Source organism: Streptomyces sporangiiformans (genome assembly GCF_005768555.2).
Taxonomy (GTDB): domain Bacteria; phylum Actinomycetota; class Actinomycetes; order Streptomycetales; family Streptomycetaceae; genus Streptomyces; species Streptomyces sporangiiformans.
This window is the reverse complement of record NZ_VCHX02000071.1, coordinates 72029-85262: the sequence shown is the minus strand read 5'-3', so window position 1 is coordinate 85262 and position 13234 is coordinate 72029. Positions and strand designations below refer to the sequence as shown.

The following is a 13234-nucleotide window of genomic DNA, read 5'->3' as shown; positions in this document are numbered from 1 at the left end:
GGGCTTGCGCGGCGGGCGGCCCTCTGGGTGGACGGCCTCCTGACCGCCGGCGACGTCAGAAGGGCAGGACGTCAGAAGGGCAGGGCGTCAGAAGGGCAGGGTGACGAACTCGCTGACCGCCGCGATGCTGTGGTCGATCATCTCGTTCGAGAGCCCCGGGTGGACGCCGATCCAGAACGTGCGCTCGGTGATGATGTCGCTGTTGGCCAGCGGGCCGCTCACCCGGAACTCCCGCCCCTCGTAGGCCGGATGCCGGGTGAGGTTCCCCGCGAAGAACCGCCGGGTGGCCACCCGGCGGGACTCCAGGTGGTCGATGAGGGCACGGGGCGCGAACGGCGCGTCGGGCCGTACCGTGATCGTGAAGCCGAACCAGCTCGGATCACTGCCCGGCGTGGCTTCGGGCAGCAGCAGGTGCGGCAGTCCGTCCAACGCCTCCCGCAGCCGTGTCCAGTTCTGCCGGCGGGCCTTCCCGAACTCGTCGATCCGGCCGAGCTGGCTGAGCCCCAGAGCCGCCTGCAGATCGGTCGACTTCAGGTTGTATCCGACGTGCGAGAAGATGTACTTGTGGTCGTAACCCGGCGGCAGGGTGCCCATCTGCTGCTCGAAGCGCTTGAAGCAGCGATTGTCCTCACCGGGCTCGCACCAGCAGTCGCGACCCCAGTCGCGCAGTGACTCCACGATGCGCGCCAGCGCCAGATTGTCGGTGAGTACGCACCCGCCCTCGCCCATCGTGATGTGGTGGGCCGGATAGAAGCTCTCGGTGGCCAGGTCGCCGAAGGTCCCCGTGAGTTGGCCCCGGTAAGTGCTGCCCAGCGCATCGCAGTTGTCCTCGATGAGGAACAGGTCCCTGTCCCGCGCCAGCTGTGCGATCTCCTCGACGGCGAAGGGGTTCCCGAGTGCGTGGGCCATCATGATCGCCCGGGTGCGCGGGCCGATCGCCTGCTCGATCCGCTCGGGTGTGGCGTTGTATGTGCCGAGCTCGACATCCACGAAGACCGGTACCAGTCCGTTCTGGATGATCGGATTGACCGTGGTGGGGAAGCCTGCCGCGACGGTGACCACCTCGTCGCCCGGCACCAGTCGGCTGTCGCCCAGTTGTGGTGAGGTGAGCGAGGCGAGAGCCAACAGGTTCGCCGAGGAACCGGAGTTCGTCAGATGGGCCTTGCGTAGCCGGAAGTATCTGGCCAGCGCGCGTTCGAGCGCGCGGGAGCTGGTACCCGCGGCGATCCGCATGTCGAGAGCCGCCTCGACCAGCGCGACACGGTCGTCCTCGTCGAGAACCGCGCCCGAGGCCAGGACGGGAGTGACATCGGGGATGAACTCCGCTCCCGCGGTGTTCCGGTGGTACTTGCGCACCTGATCGAGGATCTCGGACTTTGCGTTCCTCATCGGCAGCGGGCCTCCTGCTTAGGACAGCGGGCTCCGGGCCGCGCACTGCACCGGGAGTGCGGACCGGATTCCCCGCGCCCGGATCGGTCGACCGGGAAGTCCAGCCCAGCACGCGGCCCCGCCTGTGTGCCAGCAGTGCCCGCGAGCTCTAGGGAACCACCAAGAGCATCCGTCCCATTCGGCGGCCGCCCGGGGGTCTAGGGATTTCCTCGTACGCCCGCTGTGAGGCTGAGGCGCCCAGACATCCGTCCCGGCCGCGTTCTCATGCCCAGGCCGGACAACCGTGAGGTGTGATGAGCATGCCCTCTGCCCTGTCGCGGTCCCGTGAACGCCCGGTTGTCGTGCGGGCGGGCCGGGCGACCGGCGAACGGGTGCGGATGGGTGTGTACGACCTGCTGCCCGGCACGTTCGCGGTCGGGTGCACGTTCTACTACCGCGAGGGCCTGGACACCGCCGCCGTGCGGGATTCGCTGGCCCGCACGCTGGCGCGCCACCCACCGCTCGCCGGGCGGATGGAACGGAACCCCGACGGCGGCATCGACCTCGTGTGCAACGACGCGGGCGCGCTGTTCGCCGAGGTCCATTCGGACCTCCCCATGCCCGACTACGGCATCGGCAGATCGGCCAAGTCCGACCTGGGCAGGTACCTGCACCGGGTGAATCCCTTCGCGGTCGTCGGACACGACACCCCCTTGCTGACGGTGAAGATCACACAGATGCGCGGGGGCGGCTCGGTGCTCGGCGTCACCTTCAACCACGGGGTGACCGACCTCAGCGGCTTCATGGACTTTCTCCAGAACTGGTCCCGCGAACACCACGGACTTCCGTACCAGGCCCCTCCGCACGGACGGAACACGCTCGACGGACTCGGCATCTTCGCCGCGCGGGCGGCCAGGGAGCACAGCGAGCAGTACGTCGCGGTGCGCAGACGGGAGAAGTTCCGCTTCCTCTGGCGGGTCAACGCGGGTTCGCGCCGGGTGCGCCATCTCACCGTGCGCTTTCCCGGCGACGAGGTGCGTGCCATCAAGGCGGCTGCCGCGGCGCCGCTCGCCGGCACGGGGCAGTGGGTGTCGGCCGGCGACGCCCTCGCGGCCCATGTGTGGAAGGTCCTGGGGGAGCTGCGGGCGCGGCCCGACAACAGTGCCGAGCGCCTCGGCGTGATCGTGGACATCCGTTCGGCGCTGCGCGACGTGCTGCCCGACGGCTTCGGCGGCAACGCCGTCACCAATACGACGGCCACGCTGAGCTCCGGTGAACTGGCCGCCGCGTCGCTGGCGGACGTCGCCTCGGCCGTGCGCACCGCGATCGGCGAGGTCACCGAGAGACACCTGTGCAAGGAGATCGCCTTCCTGGCGGCCCAGCGGAGTGCGGGACGTTCACGCCAGGTGCTCAGCCGTATGGCACTGGACGCCTTCGACGGCACGGTCTCGCTGAACAACGTGGGACGGTTTCCGGTGTACCGGATCGACCTCGGCAGTGGGCGGCCCTTCTGGTTCGAGTACCCGCCCATCCCCATTCCGTGGAATGTCTTCATCACCCCGACACCGGAGGACGACGAGGGACGTGACGTGCATCTGAGCATCCCTCAGGACAAGGCCCAGGTCTTCGGCGCTCCCTCCTGGAACGCGCGTCTGCACGCCCACGCACCCGCGCGTCCGGACGCCGGCGTGCCTCCGGATGCCGGCGTGCCACGGGAGAAGGACCGCAGCGCATGAGGACGGCGGCGAACCAGTGCGCGTGCCGTGGGCGGTGCCGAGGAGAAGGCGCGACGGCGTGACGTCCGGGACATCGCCGACGATCGTGCCGCGACGGCCCGCGCGGGCTCGGGCCCTTCAGCAGCCCCAGTGGGAGGACGCCGACCAGCTTGGCCGCGTGAAGGAGATCCTGGCGTCACGTCCGCCGCTGGTCCGCGCGGACGACGTGCTCACCCTTCACTCCCTGCTGTCCCGGGTGGCCGTCGGCGAGGCGCATGTGGTGCAGTCCGGCGACTGCGCGGAGGATCCCCGGGAGTGCACCGTCGCACACGTCCGGCGGAAGTCCGCGCTGCTCGACCGGCTCGCCGCGGCCTTGAGCGAGCAGACGCGCACGCCCGTCCTGCGCGTCGGTCGCATCGCGGGCCAGTTCGCCAAACCCCGCTCGAAGCCCATGGAGGAGATCGGCGGCCTCACTCTGCCGGTCTACCGCGGGCACATGGTCAACAGCCCGGAGCCCGACCTGCGCAGCCGTGTCGCCGACCCCTTGCGCATCCTGGCTTGTCATCTCGCGGCGAGCGATGCCATGCGGCATCTCGGCTGGTGCCCGTCCGGCGGGTCGACGTACCCGGCCGGGTCGAGGACGTGGACCAGTCACGAGGCCCTGCTCCTGGACTACGAGCTGCCGATGGTCCGTCAGCGCGCGGACGGCACCCGCTGGCTCGGCTCGACCCACTGGCCCTGGATCGGGGAACGCACGCGCCAGTTGGACGGCGCCCACGTGGGACTGCTCGCCGAGGTGGTCAATCCGGTCGCCTGCAAGGTGGGCCCCACGATGGGAACGGACGAGATCGCCGCCCTGTGCGCCCGGCTCGATCCTCTGCGCGAACCGGGCCGGCTCACCCTGATCGCCCGCATGGGCGCCGATCTCGTCGCCGACCGGTTGCCGGCCCTGGTCGCGGCCGTGCGGGCCGAGGGGCATCCGGTGATCTGGCTGTGCGATCCGATGCACGGGAACACGGTCGTCGCTCCGGGCGGTCGGAAGACACGCGTCGTGGCGACCATGGTCCGTGAGATCCACGGCTTCCGGGAGGCGGTGGCCGCGGCCGGCGGTGTCGCCGGCGGACTCCATCTGGAGGCCACACCGCAGGACGTGACCGAGTGCGTCGCGGACGCGCCGACACCGCATTGCCTGGAGGACCGGTACTCATCGCTCTGCGACCCCAGGCTCAACGCCCGACAGGCCGCGCAGTTGCTCTCTGCCTGGTCGTGAACGGCGCCGCACCAAGTACCCCGTTGACCTCCACCGTGGAGGTCAACGGGGTACTTCGTGCAACGCCGTTGCCGTCACTCACATCCCGCCGGGGAACTACTCGGCGAGGGGCTCGCCTCGGTTGGTGACCGCGGCCATGTGCTTGAACTCGGGCCAGAGCTCCGCCCACGGCCGCCGAGGGTCGTCGCACCACCAGATAGACATGCCCTGGTTGATGTTGGGCACTCCGAGACCGTTGTCCACCTCCCCGACCTTCCGCACCGTGCCGAAGAACCGGTCGAGGTAGTCGGCATCCGCGCCGACGTAGATGACATGACGGGTCGTGTCCGCGGGATGGTCGAAGTACCAGTAGGCGCGGTGCCCGCTGTAGACGGGGGGCAGCTTCCGGGAGGGGCCGTAGCGATCGAGGGCGGCCGCCTGTTCGTAACGGTCCGTCATGATCACTGTGTTGCGGCGTTCCGTGGCGGGCCGAGCCCGGTAGATCCCGTCCACCGTGTCCGCCATTTCCGGCCAACCGACGGTCTCCATCGACACCCCGTCCGAGGTGTCGGCCAGCTTGTCCCGCGGATAGAGCGGCAGCATCAGGGGGATCAGGGCGAGGGACAGCACGGTCAGCGGTGCCGCGACCCACCACCGCCATCGTGCCCGGCGGAGCACATGCCTGTCCTGCAGGTCGACCGCTGCCGCGGCCCAGAGCACTACGAGATAGGAAGCGGCGTAGTAACCGCGCCCGCCGGAGAGCGCGTACACGACCACAAGACCGACCCAGGCCCAGCCGAGGAAACGGTAGGGCCGCAGACGGGGCGAGCCGATCAGCCGGACCAGCCCGTGGACGAGGAGGACCAGCCCCAGGATCCCCGCGGACGCGAGCACCGCGGGCACCATCCGAATGCCGCCCTCACCCGCCTCGGCGACCTCGTCGGCGATCACTTCCGACATGGTGAGCTGCGGCCAGTCGTGCCCTGCCTGCCACACGAGGGCGGGGGCGGTGACGACCGCGATCAGCAGCACACCGATCCAGAGTTTCGGCCGGCGCAGCAGCTCTCTGGGACCGAAGAGCAGCGCGCCGGCGAAGACCATCGCCCAGAAGGCGACCGCGAGGTACTTGACCTGGAGTTCGACGGCCACCACCGCGGCCGTCGCCAGCAGCAGACGGTCGTCGCGCAGCCTGACCCACCTCACCAGCAGCCAGCACGAGAGGGTTGCCAGAAAGACGTCGACGGAGTTGGTGATGAAGAGGTGCCCGGACTGCAGGGTGATCGGTGCGAGGGCACAGGCGGCCGCGGTCAGCACCTGGGCTCCGCGGCGCCCGCCGAGTTCCCGGGCGACCAGTGCCGCGATCACCACGCCTGCCGCGGCCATCAGGGCCGACGGGGCTCGCAGGGCGACCAGCGACCCGCCGGAGACCACGTCCAACGCATGCGACAGCAGCGGCAGCAGCGGCGGCTGATCGGCATAACTCCAGTCGGGGTGTCCGCCGGCGACGATGAAATACAGTTCGTCGCCGGCGTATCCGAAACGGTTGCTGACCAGCAGCAGAAGCGCCGCGACGGCCGCGGCGAGCGCGAAGACCGGTCTGCGGGCCAGCGGAGGAACGTCCCCGTCTCCCTTCGGCTCCCTCACCGGCGACTGTTCGTCGTCGCGCCGTCCGGATAGCAAGGTCATGGAGCGGCCTCCAAGTCGGGGGGAAGCCTCACCGTAAACGCGTGCCCTATAGGGAGATTGCTAATGCTAAGGAGTAACCCCAGCTGCACCGAGCCGAAGCGGCCCCCGCCCCGGCAGGCGACGGACCGCGCAGAGCCCGGTCATCCGAGTGCGCGCACTCGGATGACCGGGGGCAAGCCGTTGCCTACGATCCCTTGGCGACGTCCGATTCCCCGTGCATGGCGGCAGCCGGGGTGGCGAGCGGGCTCTTGCCTCCGCTGAAGGCGAAGTAGAGCACCCCGGACACGATGACTCCGATGAACCAGGAGTACGGGCCGAGCGTCGCCCCGTATCCGGACGGTCCGTAGGTGGGAAGGATGCTGGAGAAGACGGCGCCCACCGCGGCGGCGGCGAAGGCGCGTACGTTCCAGCCGCCCTGGAAGCGGAACTCCCCGCCCTCCTCGTACAGAGCGGGTACGTGCAGCTGTGCCTTCCGGATGAGGTAGTAGTCGACGACGATCACGCCGAAGATGGGGCCCATCGTCGAGCCGATGGCGTTGACGAAGCTGGGGGCGTTGTCCCAGGGGTGGAGCGGGTAGAGCAGAAGCGCGATGACGGCGGCGATGAGGCCGCCCCTGCGGAAGGTCACGTACTTCGGGGCCACGTTGGCGAAGTCGAAGGCGGGGCTGACGAAGTTGGCGACGACGTTGATGCCGAGCGTTGCCACGGCGAAGGTCAGGGCGGCGAGCAGGACGAGGAACGCGCTGTCGAACTTGGCGGAGATCTTGGCCGGTTCGAGGATGACCTCGCCGTACACGTTGCTGGCCGCGGCCGTGGTGATCGCGGCGACGAGGGAGAAGAGGATCAGGTTGACGGGCAGGCCCCAGACGTTGCCCTTCTTCAGGGTCTTCTCGTCCGGGGTGAAGCGCGCGAAGTCACCGAAGTTGAGGAACAGGGCGGCGAAGTAGGTCACCCAGGTCGCGGCTATCGCCGCGATCGCGGCGAGCGAGCCCGGGCTGACGTCGAGCCCGGTGGCGCTCTTGGCGAGCGCGGCCAGGTCGTCGCCCGGCATGTCGACGGAGAAGTCCAGCGCCCCGGCCTTCACGGACAGCGCGACCGCCAGGACCAGCATCATCAGCCAGACCGCCGGTCCCGCGAAGTCCTGGAAACGGCGGACCGTTTCCATCCCCTTGCTGATGATGAGCAGTTGGGCGGCCCACACACCGAGGTAGCACAGCACTTCAAGGCCGCTGTGGTCGAAGAGTCTGCTGGTCTCGTGCAGGTGCTGGGGGCCGTCGTAGCGGACGAGGAAGGCGACGATGGCGCCGGCGGCGGCGCTGGTCTGGGCGCCGTACCAGAAGGTGGCGACCACGGCACGGACGAGTGCCGGGACGTTGGCGCCGAAGGTGCCGAACGAGGCGCGGGCGAGGACGGGGTAGGGGACACCGGTCTTGACACCCGCGTTGCCGATGAGGGTCATCAGCCAGTAGATGATCAGCGAGCCGACGCCGATGCCGATGAGGAACTTGAAGGTGTTTCCGGCGACGAGGAACAGGCTGGCGGCCAGGAAGTAGCCGTACAGACTGTGTACGTCGGAGGTCCAGACGTTGAAGATGCTGAACGCGCCCCACTTGCGCTCGGTGGCCGGGGCGAGATCCTCGTTGTAGAGACGGGGGGAGTACCCCTGCGGGACGGTGGATCTGTCCCCGCCCGCGCTGTCTGTGGCCGTCATGTCCTGTCCTCCTTGCTGGGAGACATCTCCGTCCCGGCCTGGCGCCGCACTGCTGATGTCGCAGGTCAGGGAACGGTGCATGTGTTGCTCAGGAATAGCGCGCGAGTAACAGGCACGTCAACGGAAACTCTCTTCCATTTTCAGGACCCGCCCAGGGGCTACACCCTTATCCCTTGACCGCGCCGGAGGTGAGCCCCTGGACGATATGGCGGCTGGCGAAGGCGAACAGCAGCATCGTGGGCAGGATGGTGAGCACGGCCGCCGCGGACATCGAGCCCCAGTCGATGTTGAAGCTGGAGATGAAGCCGTTCAGGGCCGTGGGGATGGTCTTGTTGGTGTCGCTGTTCATCAGCGTCACCGAAAGGAACAGCTCGTTCCAGCAGTTGACGAAGTTGAAGATGAACGCGGCCACGATCCCGGGACGCATCACCGGCAGCAGCACCCGGAACAGGGCCCCGAACCGCGAGAGTCCGTCGATCATGGCGGCCTCCTCCAGTGCGTCCGGGATGTTCTCGAAGAAGCCGCGGAGCATCACCGTGCAGAACGGGATGCACACGGCGATGTAGACGAGGATTAGCCCGAGGCGGTTGTCGACCAGCCTGAGGTCGGTCATGAGCAGGTACAGCGGACCCAGCGCGATGAAGGCGGGGATCATCTGGGTGACCAGCGCGGCCATCAGCAGGGCGGACTTGGTGCGGAACTCGAAGCGCGCCAGCACGTACGCCGACAGCATCGAGATCGCCGTGGCCACCGCGCCCGCGACGGTCGCGACGACGAGGCTGTTGGTGAGGTAGGTCCCGAAGTCGGCCGTGCCGAAGAGCTCGCTGTAGTTCTCCAGTGAGAAGTGCTCGGGCCAGTAGGCGATCGGGAAGGCGAAGATGTCGCCTGGCGCCTTGAGCGACGTGACCGTGATCCAGTACAGCGGGAAGACGGTGAAGAGCAGCCACAGGCCCAGGAAGGCGAACTTGACGGTCCGTCCGGCCGTGGTTTCCTTGCCGATCACGGCCTCACCTCTCGCTTCTCGCGGGTGGCCAGCAGGAAGAACGTCGCGAAGAGCAACAGCCCGGCCACCACGAGGAGGCCCAGGGCCGATGCCCTGCCGTAGTCGCCCTGCTGGGTGATCTTGATCATCCAGGTGGTCACGATGTGCGTCTCGTTGTTGGGTCCGCCGCCCGTCATCCCGAAGATCAGGTCGGGGAAGTTGAAGATCCAGATGATCCGCAGCAGCACGGTGAGCGCCAACGTGGTCCGGATGTACGGGATGGTGATCTGGAAGAGCGTGCGTGCCTTGCCCGCACCGTCCAGTGCCGCCGCCTCGTACAACTCGTCGGGGATCGACTGCAACGCCGCCAGGATCATGATCGTGAAGAAGGTGACGCCGTACCAGATGTTGGCGATCAGCACGGCGACCATCGCCTTGTGCGGATCGGCCAGCCAGGCGATCGGCTCGTCGATCAGCCCGGCCTTCTGCAACAGGTCGTTGACGACGCCGAACTCGCTGTTGAACAGCCAGCGGAAGAGGATGCCGATGAGGAACCCGGAGATCGCCCAGGGGAAGAAGACCAGTGCCTGGTAGACACCGCGGAAGCGGAACCGGCGGCGCAGCCACAGGGCGAGGGCGAAGCCGATCACCAACTGGGGCACGATCGAACCGACCACCCACACAGCGGTGTTGGCCAGCACGGTGCCCCACGCGGGGTCGGTGAACACGTCGCGGAAGTTCTTCAGGCCCACCCAGGAGGTGTCGGTGAGATCCGTCAGCTTCCAGTTGCGGAAGGCCATCTGACTGCCCGCGATCACCGGGTAGTAAGTGAAGACGGCGACGAAGACCGCGGCCGGTGCCATGAAGGCGGCGATGAGCAGGCCGCGGCGGGTGGTGAACTCCCGCCTGCGGCGCGCGCCGTGGGCGGGCGGGGCGCCCCCCTTGCGGGAAGGGCGCCCGGACCTCGCTCTCGTCTTCGCCGTGGTGGAAGCGGCGGTCATGTCTACTTCCACTTCTCGGTCCAGTACGTGTCCCAGCCGGCCAGTAGCTTCTTGGGCGTCAGCTTGCCGAGGATCATCTTCTGGACGTCGGCGTCGGCCTTCTGCTGCCACTCGGTCCACCAGGCGACGCCGCGCGGCTGGGTGACGACGAGGTACTTCTCCGGCTGCTCCGTCATGGTGACGTAGCTGGACCATGGGCCGGTCTTGTAGAACGGGTCCTCGGTCGCCGACTTGAGGATCGGCACCAGGCTGTTCTTCTTGGTGAAGGTCGTCGATGCCTTGCCTTCGGAGAGGAACTCGACCAGCTTGACGGCCTCGGCCTTGTGCTTGCTGCCCTTCGCGACGCCCCAGCCGGCGGTGGCCAGCGGCTGGACGGTCTTGCCGCTGGGGCCGGCCACCAGCGGGGCGGTGCTCCACTGCGTCTTCGTGATCGATTTGGACTCCGAGACCGTGGCGATCACTTCGGGGTCCTGGAGCAGGAAGGCCGTGGATCCGTTGGAGAAGGCCTCGACCATCTCCGGATAGCCCCAGGCGACGGACGACTTGGGTGATGCCTGTTTGAAGAGCTTGAGGTAGGTCTCCATGGCGTCGAGCGCCCCGGGCGCGGAGAAGATCGTGCTGCCGTCCTTGAGCTTGTAGCCGTTGGCGGGGTCGACCTGGTCGGCGACGTAGGCTTCGATGATCGCGGCGGCGTTGCCATTGGCGTTGGCCCCGCCCCGGAAGGCATAGCCGTACCGGCGCCCCGCTGGGTCGTGGACGGCGGAGGCCTGCCTCAGCAGTTCGGCCCAGGTGGCCGGAGGCTTGTCAAAGCCGGCGTCCTTGATCAGGTCGGAGCGATAGAACAGGCTCAGACCGTAGAAGCCGTAGGGGACGAAGTACGTCTTGCCCGCGGCGTCCTCGGAGGCCTTGACGGCGTTCTCCGTCATGGCCTGCCAGCCCTTCCAGCCGGTGAGGTCCTTCTTCATGTCGTAGAGCCAGCCGTTGTTCGACCACGGCCCCACGGTGATGTCCCGCACCTCGAGGGTGTCCACACCGCTGCCGGACTGGAGCATCTGCTGGATCTTCTGGTCGGCCTGCTCGGTGGGCGGCGAGACCAGGTTGACCTTGATCTTGGGGTTCTTCTTCTCGAAGTCCGCTATCAGGCCTTTGAGGAGATCGGTGCGGGCAGGGTTCGTCAGGCTCTCGACCATGTTGAGGGTGACTGTTCCGCCCGCGCTGGGGCTCATGGTGGAACAGCCGGTCAGAACCATCGTGGCGGCTGTACCGAGGGCGACGGCTGCCGTCCTTCTTCTCATAGTGCTGACCTCTTCCTTGCTTCTTCCTGGCTCTTCCTTGGCTACGGCGCGCTGTGCTGTTCACGGGCCGTGCGGGCCCACTCGCCGAGGACGGGGACGCAGGTCTCGGCGAAGTACTCGTAGTCGGCGGCGGTGTTGTAGACGTGTGCGGACAGCCGCAGATAGCCGACGCCGCCGAAGCTGGTGAAGGCCGCCTCCACCCCCAGCTCCTCGGCGACCCGGTCGCGCAGCGCGTCGGCCTCGACGCGGCTGGTGCCCAGGCCCGAGGGCAGCCGCACCAGCCGCATGCCGGGGACGGGCATGCCGACGCCGACGGGGCCGTTCGCTCCGGTCAGTTCGGCGAACGCGGCGCCGATGACCTGCTCGGCGTAGCCGGCCAGGTCGTCCATGTAGCGGCGGGCGGTCTCCCAGCCCCAGGTGCGCTCGATGAAGTGGAGTGCCGTCGGCGCCGCCAGATAGGCGGTGGCGTCCACCGTGCCTTGCTGGTCGAAGCGGTCGGGGTACGGATCGGCGGCGCCCCAGGAGTCGATCAGCGGGTAGAGCTGCTCACGCAAGGGGCCGCGGGCGACGAGCGTCGCGGTGCCGCGTGGTGCGCAGCCCCACTTGTGGAGGTTGCCGACCCAGAAGTCGCCCGTCACGCCGGCGAGCGGGGCGGCGATCAGACCGGGGGCGTGTGCGCCGTCCACGAGCAACGGGATGCCGCGCCGTCGGGCCTCCGCGCCGATCCGCTCCACCGGCATCCGGCGTGCCGTCGCCGAGGTGATCTGGTCGACGACGATCAGGTCGGTGGCCTCGCTCAACTCGGCGGCCACGGCCTCGTACGCCTGCCGCTCGTCCGCGTCCAGCGGCACCCGGGCGGTGCGGACCCGGCCGCCCCAGCGCCGGGCCAGCCGCTCGGCGCCCATGGTCACGGCCCCGTAGCCGTGGTCGGTGACGACGATCTCCCCGCCGCGGCTGCGGGTGAGGCCGGAGTACACGACGCTGGCGCCGGCGCTCGCGTTGGGCACCAGGGCGACGTCGTCGGGGGCGACCCGCAGGAAGGCCGCGAGGTCGACCCGGGTGGCGGCGAGCCGTGGCGGCAGTGCCGGGAACCACACCACCGGGGAGCGTTCCATCTCCGCGCGCAGCTGGTTCTGCGACTCCTGCGCCACCAGGGGGACTGCTCCGAACGAACCGTGGTTCAGGTGCCGCAGGGCGGGGTCCAGCGACCAGCCCCGGGCCGCGGGTCGGCCGTCGGCCAGCAGGAGGGGGCTGGGTGCGGTGGTGACCTCGGTCTCGCTCACATGACTCCACTTCAGCCGGGCCCGAGCGCCTGTGGGGCATCAGATCTCGCCCCAAGAGACGTATGATGACTCGGCATCCTGGCACGGTGATATTGGCTCCACAAGGGTGCATCAAGGGAAAGTCATCAGATGACTCGTGGCCTGCGCCCGGAAGACATCTGATGACTTGCCTCGGTACAGTGCCCGAGGGTCCTGGCTGTGCTGCCGGCCCGTCAGGGGAGGAGACCGATGTCCGCAGTCGACAAGGCGTTCCACGGCCTACGGCACATGATCGCCACCGGGCGCCTCGGCGCGGGCGAGCGGATTCCGCCCGAGGCGGACCTCTGCGAGGAACTGGGCGTCTCGCGGGGGTCGTTGCGCGAAGCCGTGCGCATGCTCGCCGCCCTGGGCGTGATCGAGCCGCGCCACGGCTCCGGCACGTACGTCTCCCAGCTCAGGCCGGAGGACGTCATCGGCAGCCTCTCGCTGACCCTCGAACTCCTGCCGCTCACCGGTCTGTTGGAGGTCTACGAGATCCGGCGCGTGCTGGAGGCCCATGTCGCCGCCCAGGCCGCGGCACGTTGCACACCGGAGACGGTAGGGACGCTCTTCTCGCTCATCGAGGCCATGGAGGCTACCGACGACCCTGCCCAGGCCTCCGAGCTCGACCACCGGTTCCACTCGGAGATCGCCCGGATCGGCGGCAATCCCACTCTGGCGTCTCTGCTGTCGGTCTTCCGCGCCCGCTCCCGCAAGTACCAGGTCTTCACCCTCCCCGAGGGCCCAGAGCTGCGCCGCAAGAGCGATGAGGATCATCGGGTGCTGGCCACGGCCATCGCCGACCGGGACCCCGTCGCCGCCGCCGGCGCTGCACAGGCCCATGTCGCCCAGACCGAGCGATGGCTGCGCGCCTTCATGCCTCCCGTGGGCGAGGACGACAGCCCGAGCTGACGCTGAACGGGGCG

General features: G+C 68.6%; 10 protein-coding genes. 3 read left to right on the top strand and 7 right to left on the bottom strand.

All coding sequences use genetic code 11. The annotated features are described in order from the left end of the window. Positions 1–87 precede the first annotated feature (87 nt). The gene (gene rfbH / locus FGD71_RS07195; RefSeq protein WP_119099547.1) at positions 88–1389 is read right to left on the bottom strand and encodes a lipopolysaccharide biosynthesis protein RfbH; all 1302 of its coding nucleotides are present in this window, start codon (positions 1387–1389) and stop codon (positions 88–90) included. A 299-nt stretch (positions 1390–1688) separates the two neighbouring features. Between rfbH and FGD71_RS07190 the strand changes: the two genes are divergently transcribed. Both FGD71_RS07190 and FGD71_RS07185 read left to right on the top strand, forming a co-directional pair. Beyond that, on the top strand, positions 1689–3104 hold the full coding sequence (locus FGD71_RS07190; protein ID WP_162931053.1) for an acyltransferase: 1416 nt from the start codon (positions 1689–1691) through the stop codon (positions 3102–3104). Between the two features lie 58 nt (positions 3105–3162). Continuing rightward, entirely contained in the window at positions 3163–4353 is a 1191-nt protein-coding gene (locus FGD71_RS07185; RefSeq protein WP_276147121.1) for a 3-deoxy-7-phosphoheptulonate synthase, read from the top strand. A gap of 96 nt (positions 4354–4449) precedes the next feature. Here the strand turns inward: FGD71_RS07185 and FGD71_RS07180 are convergent, their stop codons facing one another. The 6 genes from FGD71_RS07180 to FGD71_RS07155 form a co-directional block, all read right to left on the bottom strand. After that, entirely contained in the window at positions 4450–6018 is a 1569-nt protein-coding gene (locus FGD71_RS07180; protein WP_119099544.1) for an ArnT family glycosyltransferase, read from the bottom strand. Positions 6019–6202: 184 nt separating this feature from the next. Then, on the bottom strand, positions 6203–7729 hold the full coding sequence (locus tag FGD71_RS07175) for an NCS1 family nucleobase:cation symporter-1 (protein WP_119099543.1): 1527 nt from the start codon (positions 7727–7729) through the stop codon (positions 6203–6205). A gap of 166 nt (positions 7730–7895) precedes the next feature. Continuing rightward, entirely contained in the window at positions 7896–8732 is an 837-nt protein-coding gene (locus tag FGD71_RS07170) for a carbohydrate ABC transporter permease (protein WP_119099542.1), read from the bottom strand. Further along, positions 8729–9712, bottom strand: coding sequence for a carbohydrate ABC transporter permease (locus FGD71_RS07165; protein ID WP_119099541.1), 984 nt, complete (start codon positions 9710–9712; stop codon positions 8729–8731). Before FGD71_RS07165 ends, FGD71_RS07170 begins: the two co-directional genes overlap by 4 nt. A 2-nt stretch (positions 9713–9714) precedes the next feature. Beyond that, on the bottom strand, positions 9715–11007 hold the full coding sequence (locus FGD71_RS07160; RefSeq protein WP_119099540.1) for an ABC transporter substrate-binding protein: 1293 nt from the start codon (positions 11005–11007) through the stop codon (positions 9715–9717). A gap of 41 nt (positions 11008–11048) precedes the next feature. Then, a complete protein-coding gene (locus FGD71_RS07155) occupies positions 11049–12290 on the bottom strand; it encodes an aminotransferase class V-fold PLP-dependent enzyme (protein WP_119099539.1) in 1242 nt (413 codons plus the stop codon). A gap of 228 nt (positions 12291–12518) precedes the next feature. Between FGD71_RS07155 and FGD71_RS07150 the strand changes: the two genes are divergently transcribed. Then, on the top strand, positions 12519–13220 hold the full coding sequence (locus FGD71_RS07150; protein WP_119099538.1) for a FadR/GntR family transcriptional regulator: 702 nt from the start codon (positions 12519–12521) through the stop codon (positions 13218–13220). The last annotated feature ends 14 nt before the right edge of the window (positions 13221–13234 follow it).